General features: G+C 70.4%; 18 protein-coding genes and 1 tRNA gene. 2 read left to right on the top strand and 17 right to left on the bottom strand.

The features are described 5' to 3' along the window. Positions 1–4: 4 nt before the first annotated feature. Genes AC1DXJ_RS18700 through AC1DXJ_RS18690 form a run of 3 tightly spaced genes read right to left on the bottom strand, consistent with a single transcriptional unit; the run spans position 5 to position 1,825 of the window. Complete coding sequence (locus AC1DXJ_RS18700; protein WP_477637641.1) at positions 5–709, bottom strand: alpha/beta fold hydrolase; 705 nt, start codon at positions 707–709, stop codon at positions 5–7. Next, entirely contained in the window at positions 706–1,590 is an 885-nt protein-coding gene (locus tag AC1DXJ_RS18695) for a diacylglycerol/lipid kinase family protein (protein WP_477613848.1), read from the bottom strand. Before AC1DXJ_RS18695 ends, AC1DXJ_RS18700 begins: the two co-directional genes overlap by 4 nt. A gap of 28 nt (positions 1,591–1,618) precedes the next feature. Then, positions 1,619–1,825, bottom strand: a complete 207-nt coding sequence (locus AC1DXJ_RS18690; RefSeq protein ID WP_477637640.1) for a hypothetical protein — start codon at positions 1,823–1,825, stop codon at positions 1,619–1,621. Between the two features lie 249 nt (positions 1,826–2,074). Here AC1DXJ_RS18690 and AC1DXJ_RS18685 point away from each other — a divergent pair, with 249 nt between their 5' ends. Further along, positions 2,075–2,710: an ANTAR domain-containing protein gene (locus tag AC1DXJ_RS18685; RefSeq protein WP_477624868.1), complete on the top strand. Its 636-nt coding sequence runs from the start codon at positions 2,075–2,077 to the stop codon at positions 2,708–2,710. Between the two features lie 17 nt (positions 2,711–2,727). On the opposite strand, the gene AC1DXJ_RS18680 is transcribed toward AC1DXJ_RS18685, so the two are convergent. The 6 genes from AC1DXJ_RS18680 to AC1DXJ_RS18655 form a co-directional block, all read right to left on the bottom strand. Next, positions 2,728–3,276: a hypothetical protein gene (locus AC1DXJ_RS18680; RefSeq protein ID WP_477637639.1), complete on the bottom strand. Its 549-nt coding sequence runs from the start codon at positions 3,274–3,276 to the stop codon at positions 2,728–2,730. 71 nt (positions 3,277–3,347) lie between these two features. Continuing rightward, positions 3,348–4,580, bottom strand: coding sequence for an RNA polymerase sigma factor (locus AC1DXJ_RS18675; protein ID WP_477637638.1), 1,233 nt, complete (start codon positions 4,578–4,580; stop codon positions 3,348–3,350). An 82-nt stretch (positions 4,581–4,662) separates the two neighbouring features. Further along, complete coding sequence (locus AC1DXJ_RS18670) at positions 4,663–5,004, bottom strand: DUF2200 domain-containing protein (protein ID WP_477637637.1); 342 nt, start codon at positions 5,002–5,004, stop codon at positions 4,663–4,665. A 54-nt stretch (positions 5,005–5,058) separates the two neighbouring features. After that, entirely contained in the window at positions 5,059–6,231 is a 1,173-nt protein-coding gene (locus AC1DXJ_RS18665; RefSeq protein WP_477637636.1) for an alkaline phosphatase family protein, read from the bottom strand. After that, entirely contained in the window at positions 6,231–7,493 is a 1,263-nt protein-coding gene (locus AC1DXJ_RS18660) for an alkaline phosphatase family protein (RefSeq protein WP_477637635.1), read from the bottom strand. Before AC1DXJ_RS18660 ends, AC1DXJ_RS18665 begins: the two co-directional genes overlap by 1 nt. 125 nt (positions 7,494–7,618) lie before the next feature. Continuing rightward, positions 7,619–7,692, bottom strand: a tRNA-Thr gene (locus tag AC1DXJ_RS18655). Positions 7,693–7,856: 164 nt separating this feature from the next. Between AC1DXJ_RS18655 and AC1DXJ_RS18650 the strand changes: the two genes are divergently transcribed. Beyond that, the gene (locus AC1DXJ_RS18650; protein WP_477637634.1) at positions 7,857–8,654 is read left to right on the top strand and encodes an SIMPL domain-containing protein; all 798 of its coding nucleotides are present in this window, start codon (positions 7,857–7,859) and stop codon (positions 8,652–8,654) included. A 22-nt stretch (positions 8,655–8,676) separates the two neighbouring features. Here AC1DXJ_RS18650 and AC1DXJ_RS18645 read toward each other — a convergent pair whose 3' ends face one another. The 8 genes from AC1DXJ_RS18645 to AC1DXJ_RS18610 all read right to left on the bottom strand — a co-directional run bounded on the left by AC1DXJ_RS18645 (position 8,677) and on the right by AC1DXJ_RS18610 (position 16,259). Next, a complete protein-coding gene (locus AC1DXJ_RS18645; protein WP_477637633.1) occupies positions 8,677–10,218 on the bottom strand; it encodes an alpha/beta hydrolase in 1,542 nt (513 codons plus the stop codon). A gap of 34 nt (positions 10,219–10,252) precedes the next feature. Continuing rightward, positions 10,253–11,392, bottom strand: a complete 1,140-nt coding sequence (locus tag AC1DXJ_RS18640) for a DNA polymerase III subunit delta' (RefSeq protein ID WP_477637632.1) — start codon at positions 11,390–11,392, stop codon at positions 10,253–10,255. Beyond that, complete coding sequence (gene tmk, locus AC1DXJ_RS18635) at positions 11,389–12,006, bottom strand: dTMP kinase (protein ID WP_477633185.1); 618 nt, start codon at positions 12,004–12,006, stop codon at positions 11,389–11,391. The genes AC1DXJ_RS18640 and tmk overlap by 4 nt, the downstream gene beginning before the upstream one ends. Before the next feature lie 105 nt (positions 12,007–12,111). After that, the gene (locus tag AC1DXJ_RS18630; RefSeq protein ID WP_477613860.1) at positions 12,112–12,735 is read right to left on the bottom strand and encodes a response regulator; all 624 of its coding nucleotides are present in this window, start codon (positions 12,733–12,735) and stop codon (positions 12,112–12,114) included. Further along, the gene (locus tag AC1DXJ_RS18625) at positions 12,732–14,150 is read right to left on the bottom strand and encodes a sensor histidine kinase (RefSeq protein ID WP_477637631.1); all 1,419 of its coding nucleotides are present in this window, start codon (positions 14,148–14,150) and stop codon (positions 12,732–12,734) included. The genes AC1DXJ_RS18630 and AC1DXJ_RS18625 overlap by 4 nt, the downstream gene beginning before the upstream one ends. Beyond that, the gene (locus tag AC1DXJ_RS18620) at positions 14,151–14,696 is read right to left on the bottom strand and encodes a hypothetical protein (protein ID WP_477637630.1); all 546 of its coding nucleotides are present in this window, start codon (positions 14,694–14,696) and stop codon (positions 14,151–14,153) included. Between the two features lie 85 nt (positions 14,697–14,781). After that, on the bottom strand, positions 14,782–15,408 hold the full coding sequence (locus AC1DXJ_RS18615) for a GNAT family N-acetyltransferase (RefSeq protein WP_477637629.1): 627 nt from the start codon (positions 15,406–15,408) through the stop codon (positions 14,782–14,784). A gap of 62 nt (positions 15,409–15,470) precedes the next feature. Continuing rightward, complete coding sequence (locus AC1DXJ_RS18610) at positions 15,471–16,259, bottom strand: MerR family transcriptional regulator (protein WP_477637628.1); 789 nt, start codon at positions 16,257–16,259, stop codon at positions 15,471–15,473. Positions 16,260–16,293: the final 34 nt, after the last annotated feature.

The following is a 16,293-nucleotide window of genomic DNA, read 5'->3' as shown; positions in this document are numbered from 1 at the left end:
ACGCCTACGGAAGCCGGGCGGACGGCCGCTCGGCGGCCAGGCGCACTCGGTCGACGGCAGCCACGACGGCGGCGGGATGGGTCAGGGGAACCATGTGAGCGGCGCCGTGAATTGTGCTCAGACGTCCGTTGGACGCGCGCCGCAGAACCGATGACCACTCGTGCGAGGCGATTCGGTCCTTGTCCCCGCGCACGACCTCCACCGGCAGATCCAGCCCGCTCAGTGCATGGTCCGTGCGAAAGCGTCGCAGCGAATCCATCCCCCGGAGCATGCTGAGGATCCCGGTATGCCGGTACTGCGGGGCGAGCACACGGGCTTCACCTGGGCGTTCGTGAATGGCGGTGCGGCCCCATTGGGCCAGCATCCTCGGCCAGGTGTGGGCCGCGGGATCGGTCACCGCGCCTACGAGGACGAGTCCCACGACGTCGTCAGTGTGGCGGGCCGCTTCGACCACGACGGGGCAGCTGGCCGAGTGACCTACCAGTATGGTCGACGCACCTCTCGGCAGTCTGTGCAGAAGGCGCTCGGCCTGAAGCTCGACTGAAACCCCGGTGCCGCGCGGCACGGGTTGCCCCATGGAGGGCAGCAGGACGACGGTGCTCTGCCCGCGCAGCTCGTGGCGGACCCGCTGCCAGGATCTGCGGTCCAGACCCAGTCCGGGGACGAAGACCACGATGGGGCTCGACCCTTGGGTCGTGGCCTCGCTCACAGGACGGTCTGCAGGACCTTGGTCAGGATGTCCACCTGCACCGTCGCTCCCGCCGGCAGGTCGACGACCTCGCCGTCGATCTGCAGCGGTAGCGGGGTCACCGTCGTGAACGAGTAGCTGCGAACGCTGGGCTGCTTGCCCAGGCCGATGGTGCTCGCCTTGATGGCCATCGCGAGGATCCGCAGCTTCGACGTGTGCCGGAGGGTGATGACCTCGAACAGTCCGTCGTCGGGCTTGCCCTCGTCTTCGGCCAGCGTGGCAACCTTCGCCATCTGCGCGATGTTGGCGAAGACGAGGCTGTCGAACTGTTGGCGGGTGCCGTCCTCGATCTCGATCTCGAACGGGCGGAACTTCGCGAACGTCCGCACGACGGTGACCATCTCGCGCAACGAACCCTTGCCTCCCTTTTCGAGGTCGACCGCAACCACGGGTGTCAGGCCCAGGCCGATGTACGAGTGCGCGTAGCGCACCACCTCGTCGGCCGCGCCCCCCGCCGTGAAGCGGAGGAGGTCGATCCGGCTCACGGAGCCATCGGCGATGGCCTCGGCGATCGGACGCTCCTTGGTCGTGCGGCGGTGGTCGTTGGCGTTTCCTGCTGCCAGCACCGCCGCGAAGGCACGGTCGTTGTCGGCTTGCATGACGCCGTTGACGACCTCGTTGTAGCCGCCGTCACCGCTGACGGACACGACCAGTGGCGCCCCCACCTCTGCGGCCTCCCGCGACAGCTCGACGGCGTGGCCCGCGTGCTGGGTGGGAAGCAGCTCGACGGCAAGCGTCGGCACGCGCTCGGCGAGGTCCTCACGCAGTTCCTCGGCCAGCTCCTTGGCCTCTCCGGTGCTGTGTGGGTTGAAGATCAGGACGACGCGGTCGAAGGAGGGCACGTGGTCAGAGTAGGGGTGTCGACGACCTTCACGACGCCATGTGGGCTGGTGGCGTACCGCCAGCGTCCTCGTCGGCCCGCCGAACGGGAGGGGTCAGACCGAGGACAGCATCGATCTGGGTGTCCGTGAGCCGCCCGGGAAACTCACGGACGGCCGCCATCAGGTCAGCCAAGAGCTCGATCTCCGAGCGCAGCACTGCGTCCGTCATCTCCGAGTCGTCGGGGCGGTCGACCATCTCCCGACACTAGGGCGACCCGACGCCGGGGTCGTACGTCATTCACATGCGTGCGGAGTACGCCTTTCGAGCGTCATCACATCGAGCTATGGCTGCCCTAGACACCCCGCGAAGGTGTCGCTCGAGACTTCCGCCGAGATGGGCTTGACGCGCGAGCGGCCATTCGTATTATTTGGCCGAAGGTCAAGAAGTGGCCTCTCTGAACTCGTGGTTGCTGTCCCACGGCGGTCTCTGGCGATGGAGGGTCTGATGTCATTTCTCGCGTCCCTGACGGACGAACCTGCACTGTTCTTCGAGTACGACGCCACCGCAGACCGGTGGACCTGCTCAACCGATCTCCGGGAGCTGTACGGCATCCCGCTCGGGCAGGACCCGACAACGGACCTGATGCTCGAACGCGTCGTCGAGCAGGACCGAACCGTTGTCCTGGAACGGTTCCATGAGGTGCTGACCCGCGCGCGCCCGTTCTCCCTCGAGTACCGGCTCGTCGACCCTGCCGGCCGCACCCGACGCCTGGTCCTGGTGGGCCAGAGCGAGGACGCCGGCGGGGAGGTCAAACGACTGTCGGGGTTCATCGTCGACATCACTCAGTCCCTCCGTGAGGGAGCCGCGGAAGCAGTGCTGGCCTCGACCGAGCACCGCGCCGCGATCGAGCAGGCCAAGGGTGCCCTCATGCTCAGCTTCGGCATCGGGGAGGACGCGGCCTTCGAGATGCTGCGCACCTACTCCAACCAGCACAACACCAAGCTGGTGCGCGTGGCGGAGTACATCATCGCCGGGCTGGCCGATCCCGCCTTCGCCCGCGAGGAGCCGGTCCGCTGCCTGCTCGACATCCTGCTCAGCCTCGAGAGCGGCGCAGCCGAGGACGCCCAGGACTCGGCCTGACGGGCCCGGGCCAGCCGTCAGCCTCCCCCGCCGCCATCGCCCCCTCCTCCGGCTCCGCCTCCGCCGAAGCCCATGCCGCCACCATTGTCGGCGTTCAGGTGGTTCTGCCTCGCGAGGTTCCAGCGGCCGCTGTCGGGATTGAAGCCGGCCTCGGCCCAAGCCCCCTCCTCCTCGGGCTCCGGGTCTGCGCCGTCCCAGGCGGCATACCTCCCGAACAGCCCGAAGCAGGCCTCGGTGTGGATCACGGCCTGTGAGAGAGCCAGCAAGGTTGCCGGCTCGCAGGACGACAGGAAGGCGTTCGGCGAGCGCCGCTCCCCGAGCACGATGAGGTGCGCGATCTGGGCGGCGTCGCCCGGTTGGAGCCGCTGGCCTGCGACCAGCCCACGCTGGACGGCCGTCAGGATGACCCGGCGGTTGTCCTCGCCGAGCCGGGAAAGCGCTTCGGTGTGCGCCACCTCCACCGCGTCAGGCGAGGCTTCCCGCAAGAGGAAGCGGTACTGGCGGACCACGGGGTCCTCGTCGTTGGCGTCTCGCGGTTCCTGCTGCCTGCGGCCGATTCGGACCATGGTCGATGGTAGGACGCGCGGAACCAAGCCACCACTGGGAAAGCACGCCCACGGCATACGCGCCAGTGCCACTAGGCGAGCTGGTCGCGGCGGCGGGTGAGGTAGGCGGTCTCGGCCGTGTTGCCGGCCAGCTCGAGGGCGGCATCGTAGGCGGCGCGGGACTCCAGGCTGCGGCCCAGCCGACGCAGCAGGTCGGCCCGCGTCGCGTGGTAGGCGTGGTAGCCCGACAACGCTCCCTCGAGCCGGTCGACGACGGCCAGCGCCACCTCCGGGCCGTCGAGCTCGGCGACGGCGATGGCGCGGTTGAGGGCGACGACCGGTGAGGGGTCGAGGCGGACGAGCTGGTCGTAGAGCGCGACGACCTGGGACCAGTCGGTGTCGCGCACGTCGCGGGCGGAGGTGTGCACGGCGTTGACCGCTGCGAGGAGCTGGTACCGCCCCGGAGCCACGCCCGTGGCCAGCCGCTCGCGCACCAGCCGATGACCCTCGGCGACCAGCGCCGCGTCCCAGCGCCCACGGTCCTGCTCGTCGAGGGTGACCAGCTCGCCGGTCGGGGACACGCGGGCGGTGCGGCGGGCCTCGATGAGGAGCATCAGCGCCAGCAGCCCGGCCACCTCACCGTCCTGCGGCAGCAGGGCCCGGATCAGGCGGGTGAGCCGGATCGCCTCGGCGGTCAGGTCGTGACGGAGGGGATCGGTGTCAGGACCGGTCGCCAGGTAGCCCTCGTTGAAGACGAGGAACAGGACGGCCAGGACGCCCGAGACCCGGGCCGGCAGGTCGTCCGCGGACGGCACCCGGTACGGGATGTGGGCCGCCTTGATCTTGGCCTTGGCGCGGGTGATCCGCTGCCCCATGGTGGTCTCCTGCACCAGGAAGGCCCGCGCGATCTCGGGCACGGTCAGGCCGCCGACCATCCGCAGGGTCAGCGCGACGCGCGACTCCATCGCGAGCGCCGGGTGGCAGCACGTGAAGAGCAGTCGCAGCCGATCGTCGTCGATGGCTCCGAGAGGCTCCGGTGGGTCGTCGTCGTACACCAGCTGGGCCTCCTTCTGCTTGCCGTCCCGCTTGTTCTCGCGCCGGATCCGGTCGATGGCCTTGTGGTTCGCGGTGGTGGTCAACCACGCGCCCGGATTGGGAGGTATGCCGTGTGTCGGCCACCGCTCGACGGCCGTGGCGAACGCCTCGGCCGCCGCCTCCTCGGCGATGTCGAGGTCACCGAAGCGCCTCGTGAGCGAGGCGACGACCCGCGCCCACTCATCGTGGTGGGCCCGGGTGATCGCCGGCGCTACGTCATCCACGCTCACCGGACGGCACCTCCTCACCCCTACTACGAACGCGTGCGCCCCGATCCGACAGTGCTCAGGGACGATTTCCTGAGGGCACCCTTCAGCTCCGCAGGATCTTGTCCATCGCCTTGCCCTTGGCGAGCTCGTCCACGAGCTTGTCGAGGTAGCGGATCTTCTGCATCAACGGATCGTCGATCTGTTCGACGCGCACGCCACACACCACGCCGGTGATCGACGGGGCCCGCGGGTTCAGCCGTGCCTGGGCGAAGAACTCCTCGAAGGTCGTCCCGTCGGCCAGCCGTCCCTTGAGCTCCGACTCGTCGAAGCCGGTCAGCCACTCGATCACCTGATCCAGCTCGGCGTTGGTCCGCCCCTTCTTCTCCACCTTGGTCACGTAGTGCGGGTACACCGAGGAGACACTGACGGAGAAGATCCGGCTCATCCCGTGAGCGTACTTGCTTGCCCCCAAACGCGTTCGGCGATGAAGGCGAACGGGTCAGCGGTTGTAGACGTCGAGCCCGAACCGGTTCAGACCGCTCTGTGCCGCATAGCCGAGGCGGGCCTGGCCGAACAGGTCCTCGATGCTCGCGAGCATCGAGTAGTGGTTGTACGGCGTGCTGCTGAGGCTGCCGGGGCGCACGAACGGTGACAGGGCGAGGGCGCCGACGCGACCGCCGCCCATCCCGGTGATGCCGGGCAGCGGGCTGTTCGGCCCGGGCCCCTCGCCACAGCACGCGGTGGCATCGCTCTGGGGACCGTCGGACTCGTCGAACGTGATGAGCAGGAGGCCATCCGTCTTGAACGCTGGGGCGTTGAGGATGGTCGGCACGGTCGCCTTGAGCCACGCGTCGGCTGAGGCCAAGCCGCCGGGCTGCCCGTCGACGCAGGGCGTGTCGTGCCCGTCGTGACACAGGTTGGGCGTGATGTAGGTCAGGTTCGGCGTGGTCGCCGTCGCGGCAAGGTCGGAGTCGAGCGCTCCGGAGTCGACGACGTGGGCGGCGCAGTAGGCCGGGTCGTCGATGACGGAGTGGAAGTACACGAACGGGTTGTGGCGCGCCGCGTACTGGTCGCCGACCTTCGCCTTCTGGGTGTCGTCGGGGGCGCCCACCGCGGGGTGTCGGCAAGGAGTGCCCATGTCCTCCATGTACCCGCGCCAGGTCAGACCGGCGGCGTCGAGCTGGCCCTGCAGGGTGGGCACGGTCCCGGGGTAGACGCACCCGTCGCCGACGTACTGACCGGGTGCCGCTGTGCCCGCGCCGGCGAAGTCGCTGAACACCTGGCAGTCGCCCTGCGTCTGCGGGTTGGGCCCCTGCCCGCTGACCTGCGCGATGTAGTTCGGCAGGCTGTTGTGCGCGGTGCCGTAGTACTGGGTGAGCAGGTTCCCCTGCGCCCGCAACGTCTGCGACAGATAAGGCGCAGCCGACCCGGGACCCCAGGTCTCGTCATACCCCTTGTTCTCGAGGTTAATGACGAAGACGTGCTTGACCGCAGGCAGGTATGCCGCGGGCCTGGGTGCGCGCGCTGGCGCGGCTGACGCGCCCAGCGAGATCGCTGTCGTGGCAACGATGCCGACGAGTACGGCAGTCACAGCGGCGGCGAGGCGGGTGCCAGCAGCTCGGGGACGAAGGGCGCGCGACGGGCGGTGGCCGAGGGTGCGGGGGCGGGTCATCACAGGCTCCATCCATGGGTGTTGGCAAGGTCCTTGAGCGCGTGCCAGTCCTCGTAGTCGGCCGTTCCTGCCGGCGGGCACGGCGTGCCGACGAACGGGGGGACGGCGTATCGCGGGACGTCGGTGTTCGGGGCGTTGGTGAAGTCGAGCACCTCGGCGAGGTTGCGGGCAGCAGCGTCACGCGGGGTCAGTGCAGGCAGTCCCCATCGCCACTCGATCATCTTCAGGACAGAGGTGTGGTCGTAGACGTCCTTGGCGACGTGGCCGCGGCGGGCACGTGGGGAGACGACCAGGCACGGCACCCGGAAGCCGCGCATGCCCCATTCGGGGTGCGCGTCGGGTGCGCTGGTGGGGGCGACATGGTCGTAGAAGCCGCCCCACTCGTCGTAGTTGACGACCAGCACGGTCTTGTCCCAACCGGGGCCGGAGGTGACCGCGTCGTAGACCTGGTCGAGGAAGTGCTGGCCCGCGCGGATGTCGGCGTGGGGGTGGTCGTCGGCGCTGGAACCCGTGCCCTTGTCGAGGAACTTCGGGTCGACGAAACTCACGGCCGGCAGGGTCCCGGCTGCCGCATCGGCCAGGAACTGCGGATAGGGCTTGGAGATGTCGAGGTACTTGCTGCCCCAGAGGGCGGTGAACGGGGTGTCGTAGAAGTAGTACGTGCCCTTCACTCCGGCCTCGGCGAGTCGGTCCCAGATGGTCGGCATCGTCGCGACGTCGGTCGAGTTGTGGATGCGATCGGTCTGGGCGGCGTGCTGGTAGAACCGGTTCGGGTAGGTCTCGGCGAGGATGGCGGAGAAGTAGTTGTCACACACGGTCCAGTCGCGTGCTGCCTGGCCGTAGAACGCGAGGTCGGCGTCGGTGTAGTAGCCGATGGCGAACGTGTCGTTGTCGCCCGCCTTGAGCCAGCCGTCGCAGCGGCCGTTGTTGTACTCGACGCGACCACCTTCGAACGAGTGGTCGGGGTCGGGGTGCGCGCACCCCTGGTAGTCGGTCAGGTGGTGGGTGTTGTGCGGCACGCCGTAGCGGTCGGTGAAGGTCAGTCCCGCCTGCTTGCCACGCGCCCCCGGCAGCCACCCGAGGTAGTGGTCGAAGGACCGGTTCTCCATCATGACGACGACCACGTGCTCGATGCCGCTGCGGTTCGGGTCCGGCAGGACCGTGACGGCCGCAGCCGCGGATGCGTTGTCGGGCAGGCCGAGGGCCGCCCCGCCCAATGCTGCGCCTGCGCCGGCCAGAAGGTGTCTGCGTGTGATGCTCATGCCCCGACAACGCCATGCGGCGGAGGTGGTCACGGGCATGGTGGCCCTGTTCACCGGACGTTCACCGAACAGAAAAGACCCCCGGGACCGGAGTCACGGGGGCCTTCTTCTGGGTGGTGCCGCTGAGCCTCCTATCGGAATCGAACCGATGACCTATTCATTACGAGTGAATCGCTCTGGCCGACTGAGCTAAGGAGGCGGGTGCCCGAAGGCACGGACGATGAGTATACGGATGACCCAGCAGATTTCCGAACCGGCCGAACGACCGCCCGACAGCGCCTCCTGGGGTGATCGCCGACCGGCCTGCCGAACCCACCCGAGCCGCGCGCGGAACCCGGCCACGCGGCATACCGTCCCATCGCCATGAGCACCCAGCCGATGTCCCGTGGAGCGGTCGCCGTCGCGGTCGCGGTGTTGCTGGGAGGCGCCTTCTGGGTCGGCTCCCACTCCGGTCGCGAAGCCTCCGCCGCGACCCTCGTCACCTACCCAAGCCCGACCAGCCCCGGCACCACCGGCACCGCTGTCAGCAGTCCCGGCATCACCGTCACCGGCACGGCCCAGGTCGCCGGCAAGCCGGACACCCTGCGCCTCGGCCTCAGTGTCCAGACCCGTGGCGCCACCGTCGGCAAGGCGCTTGACGCCGCCAACTCCCTCACCGCCCGCGTCCAGTCCTCGCTCACCCGCAACGGCGTCGCCGGCAAGGACATCCAGACGTCCAACCTGCAGGTCCAGCCCGAGTACTCCTACCCCGTGAACGGCACCCCGGTCATCAAGGGCTACGTCGTCAGCGAAGGCGTCACCGCCACCCTCCGTAACCTCGGCAAGGCCGGCAACGCCATCACCGCAGCGGTCAACGCCGGGGGAAATGCGGTGCAGGTCAACGGAATCAGTCTCGACCTCGAGGACAACGGCAAGCTCCTCACCGCCGCCCGCGACCAGGCCGTCGCGAACGCGAAGACCAAGGCCGAGCAGTACGCCAAGGCCTCCGGTCGCGGCCTCGGCGCCGTCGTGAGCATCACCGAGACCGTGGCAGACCCTCCCCCGGTCAACTACGACATGCGCTCCGCCGCGGTCGCCAAGGACTCGTCGTCGCCGGTCCCAATCCAGGTCGGCAGTGAGAAGGTCGGCGTGACCGTCACCGTGGTCTACGCCTTCCGCTGACAGTTGCCGTCGGTATGCCGGGTCAGCACCTGGTGTTGTCCGCCGGGACCTTGCCCTTCGTGTAGTAGTTGTTGACCGCGTTGTCGATGCACTTGTTGGACCGCGTGTAGGCGGTGTGCCCGTCGCCGTCGAACGTCAGCAGCCGCGCGTTCGCGAGCTGGTCGCGCTCGCGCACAGCCCATTCGTACGGCGTCGCCGGGTCACGAGTCGTGCCGATCACGACGATGGGTCCGCTGCCCTCGGCGCTGATCTTGTGGGGCACCTGGCCCGTCTTGACCGGCCACTGGGTGCAGATCGCCGCGCCCCAGGCGAGGGCCGGGCCGAAGACGGGGGCCTTGACTCTCGCCTTGGCGACGATGCCCTCGTAGTACGCGGGGTCGGGGCTGCCGGGGTTGTCGAGGCAGCTGATGGAGTAGAAGGCCTCGAGCAGGTTCTCGACGTACCTGCCCTTGGCGGTGCGTCGCGCGTACTGGTCGGAGATCAGCATCAGCTTCGTGCCGTCGTCCTTGGCCACGACCTGGCGCAGCGCCTCGGTGAGCGCCTTCCACGACCGTGGGTCGTACATCGCCTGGGCGACGCCGAGGGTGGCCCACCCCTCGGTGAGCTGGGACTCACGACCGTCCCGCATGGGGACCGGTGACGCGTCGAGCCGGGCGAGCAGGTCCCCCATACCTGTCATGACCGCGGACTCGCTGTCGCCCAGGGGGCAGGTGCCCTTGGCGACGCAGTACCTCGCCCAGGCGTGCGCCGCGCGCTCGAAGCCCTCCGCCTGACCGACGGCCGACTCCTCCCAGGTCAGGTCGGGAGGGAGGACACCATCCAGGACGAACCGGCCCACCAGCGACGGGAACAGCCCTGCGTACACAGCGCCCAGCTGCGTGCCGTAGGACTTGCCGAGGTAGTTGAGCTTCACGTCACCGAGGGCCGACCTCAGGATGTCCATGTCCTTGGCGGTGTCCACCGTGGAGATGTGACCGAGCAGCGGCCCGGTCCGGGCGAGGCAGCTGTCGCCGAGGTCCTTCATCGACGCGAGGTAGGTCTGCACCTCGGCGGGGTCGTCGGGGGTGGGGTCCTGTGCCAGGAAGTCGTCCATCTCGGCATCGCCCAGGCAGTCCACCGGGCTGGACCGCTGGACCCCGCGAGGGTCGAAGCCCACGATGTCGAACCGCTGGCGCACCGGCTTGCCCACGATGGTGTCCGCGGCGGCGGCGTAGTCGATACCGGACCCCCCGGGCCCGCCCGGGTTGACCACCAGGGACCCCAGCCGTTGCCCCTTCTTGGTGGCGCGCATCCGCAGCACCCGGATGGTGATCGTCTCGCCGTCCGGCTGGGCGTAGTCCAGGGGAACGGTCAGCCCGGCGCACTGCCCGGGACCGCACTTCTTCCAGGCCAGTGTCTGCCCGTAGAACTTCGCGAGCGCCTCCGACCCGGGCGGGGCTGTGCGCGCGGCCTTCGGCACTGGTGTGGACGCCTCGCTGGAACCGCCGCCCAGCACCGAGCAGCCGGACAGGCCGACGGCCAGCGCGGCAGCAGCAGCCACCAGGACCTGCGCCTTCACCTTCATGCAGTCGACCGTATCCCGAGCAGCTGGGGCCGACTCACCGCGGCACCCGGAGCGAGATGGCCATGGCCTCCAGCGCCAGCAGCGGGGCAACGTTGAGGCCGATCCGCTCGCGGGCCGTGCCGATGGCGTCCATCGCCTGGAGCAGCTGCTCGGCGCTCATCGAGCGGGCCACCCCCTGGACGATGGGCAGGCTGTCCTGGTTGACCAGCCCGAGGGCTGCTCCGCTGTGCAGGATGAGGGCGTCGCGATAGACCGACAACAGGTCGACGAGCGACCGGTCGAGGACGTCGCGCGAGTGCCGGGTGGCCCGCGCCTTCTGCTCCTTCTCGAGGCCGGAGAGCTGGCTGCGGATGTGGGGTGGCTGCGTGCGGGCCGACGGGTCGGCTCCCAGCAACTCCATGAGCCGCTGCCGCTCCGCCGAGTCGCGCTCCGCCGCAGCCGCGCTGGACTCCTCGTCGGCGATCGAGGCGAGGTCGGCGGCAGCACCGATCGCGTCTCCGACACCGTGGATCCGCCCCGCCAGGCTGATCACGTCGCGGCGCCTGATCCGCGCGCCCTCGTCGCGGGCCAGCCGCCGAGCGAGCCCCACGTGGCTCTGTGCCGCCCGCGCGGCATACATCGCCATCGGCATCTCGACGCCGTCGCGGCGGTGCAGCAGCTCGGCGACCGCCTCGGCAGGCGGGGTGCGCAACCGGACGTGCCGCGAGCGCGAGCGGATGGTGATGACGACGTCCTCCAGCGAGGGAGCGCACAGGATCCACACCGTGCGGGCCACCGGCTCCTCGATCGCCTTGAGCAGGGCGTCGGCGGCGCGCTCGGTCAGACGGTCGGCGTCCTCGACGATGATGACCCGCCACGGGCCGACCGACGGCCGCAGCGCCGACATCGCAGCGAGCTCGCGAGCCTGCTCCACCTTGATCGAAAGTCCTTCAGTGGCAATGACATCCACGTCGGCATGGGTGCCGTCGACAGCTGTGCGGCACTCGCGGCACTCGCCGCAGCCGTGCTGGGGGCACTCGAGCGCGGCGGCGAACGCCCGGGCCGCCACCGATCGCCCGGACCCGGGTGGCCCGGTGAGCAGCCAGGCGTGCGTCATGGCGCTGGGGTCGGTGACCGCCCGCTGCAGGGTCGCGACCGCCGTGGCCTGCCCGATGACGTCGCGCCACACGGTCACGGCAGTGCTCCCATCGTCTGGAGCCGCTGCACGACCTGGGCATGGATCGCGTCGGGGGCCAGCGTCCCGTCGACGACGAGGTAGCGCTCGGGGTTGCCCTGGGCCATGGCCAGGTAGTGCGCGCGGATCGCCTGGTGAAAGGCGTCCGCCTCGGCCTCCAGCCGGTCGTGGACGTCGCCACGGCGGCGGCGACCCTCCTCGGCCGACACGTCGACGACGACGGTCAGGTCGGGCACCAGGTGGTCGACCGCCCACATGTTGAGGTCGTGGATCTCCTCCGCCCCGAGGTCTCGCCCCGCGCCCTGGTAGGCCACGGCCGAGTCGGTGTAGCGGTCGGTCAGCACCACCTCGCCACGGTCGAGTGCCGGCCGGATGAGCTGGTCGACGTGGTGGGCCTTGTCCGCCGCGAACAGGAGCGCCTCGGCCCGTGGCGCCACATGGGCGCCGTGCAGCACCAGGTCGCGGATCTCCCGGCCCAGGTCGGTGCCACCGGGCTGGCGGGTGACCGTCACCGTGCGCCCGGCGGTCTCGAGGGCCTCGCGGAGCAGGGCCACCTGGGTGGACTTGCCCGCGCCGTCGCCGCCCTCGAAGGCGATGAAGAGTCCGTCGGTCACGGGCCGAGCCTAGGCCAGCGGGGGGACACACCCCGCCCGCGGAGGTATGCCGCGCGGCCGGGTGACCACGCGGCATACCTCGTGCTCGGGATGGGTGGCCCCCCGTCAGCCCTCGTCGTCGAGGTGCTCGCGCGCCCAGAGGGCGGCGCTCGTGCGATCGAGCACGCCGATCTGGCGGAACACGCGTCCCAGGTGGGCCTTCACCGTGCGCTCGGTGATGCCCAGGGCTCGCGCGACCTGCTTGTTCGCGAGGCCGTCGGCGACCAGGCGGAGCACCTGCTGTTCGCGACGGCTCAGCCCGTCCGCCGGACGCGCCCCCGGCGCCGGTAGCAGGACCTTGGCAACCCGGGGGTCCAGGGGGGCGTGACCGGCCGCGGCTGCACGGACCGCCGCGAGGAGATCGGCTGGTTCGCAGTCCTTCAGCTGGTAGCCCACCGCCCCCGCGTCGAGCGCCTCACTCACCCGTCGCCGGTCGGAGAACGACGTCAGGACGACGACCTTCGCGTCGGGGACCGCCGCCAACACCTCCCGGGTCGCGGCAACACCGTCCATGACGGGCATCGACAGATCCATGAGCACGACGTCCGGAAGCGTCTCGACGGCGACTTCCCTGGCCGCGCGACCGTCGGCAGCCTGGCCCACCACCGTGAGGTCGTCACTGGCCTCGAGGAGAGCCGCGAGCCCAGTGCGCACCATCGCGTGGTCGTCGACCACCACGACCCGGATCACGGGGTCTGCTCCGGTTGCACCACGAGCCGCCAGTGCGTCCCGGCACCGGGGCGCGACGCCACCTGGAGCACCGCGCCGGCGTCGCTCGCGAGGTCGGCCAGCACGCGCAGCCCGAAGTGCCCCTGGTCAGGGGCCTCGAGCCTGGACGTCTCGAAGCCGGGCCCGTCGTCGAGCACGTCGAGCACGACCGAGCCGTCCTCACGGCCGAGCCGGATCGTCGCGGTGCCCGGGGCTGCGTGCTTGGCGCTGTTGCGCAGGCACTCCTGGGCCACCCGGTGGACGAGTCGTTCCTGGTCCTGGGTCAGCCCGAGGTCGTCGGCCCCTTCGACATCGACGTGCACCGTCAGGCCACGGGCGGCGCCGGACTGGGCCAGGTCGACCAGTGCCGTGGCCAGCCCGGCGCTGGCGAGGCTCGGCGGGTAGATGTCGACCAGGAGCGTCCGGAGCGTCCGGATGTTGCCACGCACCGAGGCGGCCAGGCCTCGGAGGTCGTCGGCCATCCGCGGCTGCCCGGACGACTCGGCCTTGGCAGCCGAACCCGCGGCGACGAACGCCGATCCCACGAGGTCCTGGACCGGGCCGTCGTGCAGGGTGCCGGCGATCCGGCGACGTTCGGCGTCGGACGCCTCCAGAGTGCGTTCGAGCAACCGCTCGCGGTGGCGCTGCGCCTCACTGAGGCGACGCAGCAGCCGCCAGAGGATCGGAGCCGTCAGGACCACGAGCAGCAGCAGGCTGCTGACGGTCACCCCGGCGAACCCGCGCCAGAGCTGGCTGCTGCGCTGCCTGACGGAGTCATACGGCGAGTAGGTCTCGAAGAGGAGCTCACGCCCACTGGGAGTCCATACGGGTCGGTAGACCTCCAGGGCGCGCCCGCCGGTCTCGAACTCGTTCTCGGTCGAGTCCAGCTCCGACACCTCGGCCTTGGTCTGCGGCTGCGAGAGGGCCACCCGTTGGTCCTCGCTGAGCGCGAAGGTGCGACCCACCAGCTGGGGCTCGTCCGCATAGAGGACCTTGCCCTCGGGAGACCAGAGCTTCACCCGCATGATGCGAGGACCCAGCACCCGCTCACGGATGGCGGCGTCCATGGCGGCCACGGCGGCGGGGTCGCCGTCCGCCAGGGCGTCGGTCAGCGAGGGGGTGATGACGGCCTCGGCGAGGACGTCGGCGATGGTGGCGGCGTCGGTGACCGCCTCGCGCTCGGCGAGTCGCTGGGCGGCCCACGACCCCAGGAGCCCGACGACCAACAGCACCACCGCGAGGCCGCCCACGACCTGGGTGAGGACCCTGCGCGGGCTGACCGGCGGCTGCGCGGCCGCGGTGTCGCTGCGGCGGGAGACCGTCACCCAGGGAGCAGCATCGGTCGCCTCGACGCGCAGGGGCTGCGTCGGGGCGACCGAAGAGGTGCGTTGGTCCACTCAGTCGTCGCTTCCGTGGCCGCCGTGGTCGTCGGACCCACCGTCGTCGGAATCGGAGCGGCCGGAGCCGGACTGGCCCGAACCGCTGGAGCCGGAGCCGGAACCGCTGCTGCCGGAGGAACCGGAGCCGGAGGAACCGGAACCGCTGGAGGTGGACCCCGGACCAGAGTTGTCGGCCGAGCTCGAGCCCGAACCCGACCCACCCGAACCGGAGTCGCGGTCGTCGCCTGGCTCGGTGCGCTGGTCGCGCGGGATGTCGCCACCGCGGTCGTCGCCGGCCTCGGTCGTCCGCGTCCCGCTCGAGGTGGCGGTAGAGGTGGCCGAGCGGTCGTCGCGGTCGTCGCCAAGCTCGGTGCGCTGGTCGCGCGGGGTGTCGCCACCGTGGTCGTCAGCCGTGGTGGCACCGGTCGTCGGCGTGACCACCTGTGCGCTCGCAGGGACGCGCACCGGCACGGCCTGCGAGAACGACGCGTTCCCCCAGAGCCCGACCGCGGCCGGGACGAGGGCGGCCAGCAGAGCGGCCAAGGTGATGGTCGTGCGCTTCATGGCGGATCCTTCCGTACTGGATTGTGACGGATCCACAGTGCGGCCGCGTCGTGGTCGCGCGGTATTGGGCGATGGTCGTAGTACCTCATCGGCGGGCTCGGTCCTCGTCCGCTGCGGGCCGCGACGAGGAGCTGGACGCGGCCCACTCTGCCGCGGTCACGGCATACACGTAGTCGTCCATCCGGGGGCGTCCGTCGCCGTCACTGCCCGCGCGCCTTTCGGCCACGCGCCGCAGCCCGACCTTCTCCAGCACCCGTTGCGAGGCGCGGTGGGGGACGAACACGTCGGCCTGGACCATCGCCACCCCCAGGTGGGCGAAGCTCAGGCGGACCAGCGCCTCGGCGACCTCGGTCGCCAGCCCCCGCCCGGTCGAGTCGGGGTGGACCGTGTAGCCGAGGACCGCCACCCACATGCCGTTGTCGTCGGGTTCGAGCCGGATCATCGCGTCGCCCACCACCGCGCCCTCCACCTCGATGACGAGGCCGAGGAGCGGCTCCGGGTGGCCCGGCTGGCTCCGCGCCATGTCGCCGGCGATGCGCTCGGCCACCTCGGCGCGGTCGAGCGGCCCACGGCTGAGGAACTCGGCCACCTCTGGAAGCGACCGGTGCCTGAGCACCCCGTCGACGTCATCAGCGCTGACCGGTCGCAGGGAGGCACGGCGGGTGCGTACCGGCCAGGGCACGGTGCTGAAGTCCACTGCCGACCGGCTCATCGTCCGAGGGTAGCCAGCAGGGTCGGCGTTGCTGCACCTGAAGTCCCGCCCCAACAACCGGCTCAGGCGGTGGGCTGCTCCTGCCGGTCGGCGTTGGCGTAGATCGCGTCACGGACGTAGTGCGCCATCCCCGGCCGGATCTCGTCGTACGTCGCCGTGAACCGTGGGTCGCTGGTGTACATATCGGCCAGGTTGCGGTGGAACTGCGGCGGGCAGTCGTAGAAGCGCTCGTTGATGTTGAGCCGGTGGGCCTCGGCGGCGTCCATCGCCGCCACGCTCGTTGGCGGCTCCCCCGCGTCCATCGCGTCGTTGAACCCCTTGTGCAGGGCGTCGCTCTCGGCCTTGACCGCCTCCCAGTCGGCCTTGGTGTAGCTCTTCGTGCGCCGCTGCGACTGCTGCCACGCGTCGCTGTCGCCCCAACGTTGCTCCGCTTCGGCCTGGGCGTCCTCGAAGCCTTCGCCGAAGAGCTCCTTCAGGTCCTCTGCCGTGGCGTGTTCGTCGTTCATCTCTCTCTCCAGTGCTCGGTCGATGGCCGTGACGAGGTCGCTCATCTCGTCGAGCCGTTGCTGGACCGCCGCGCGTTGGCGACGCAGGTGCTGCTCGACGCTCTCGGGGTGGTCCAGGAGAAGCGCGATCTCCTCGAGGGCGAACCCCAGGCGGCGGTAGACCACCACGTGCTGCAGGCGCGTGAGGTCGTCAGCCGTGTAGAGCCGGTAGCCCGCCGACGATCGCTCGCTCGGCCGCAGGAGCCCGATCTCGTCGTAGTGGTGCAACGTGCGCACCGTCACGTCGAGCTGCTCGGCCACCTGCCCCACCGTGAGTGGCTGCGCCTTGGTCGTGCGATCGGTCATGCGCACCACTGTGACGCCTCACGCCGCGTGAGGG

It is taken from the genome of Pedococcus sp. P2_D9 (assembly GCF_056404275.1).
The sequence above is the reverse complement of the archived record's forward strand: the minus strand, read 5'-3'. Positions and strand labels throughout refer to the sequence as shown.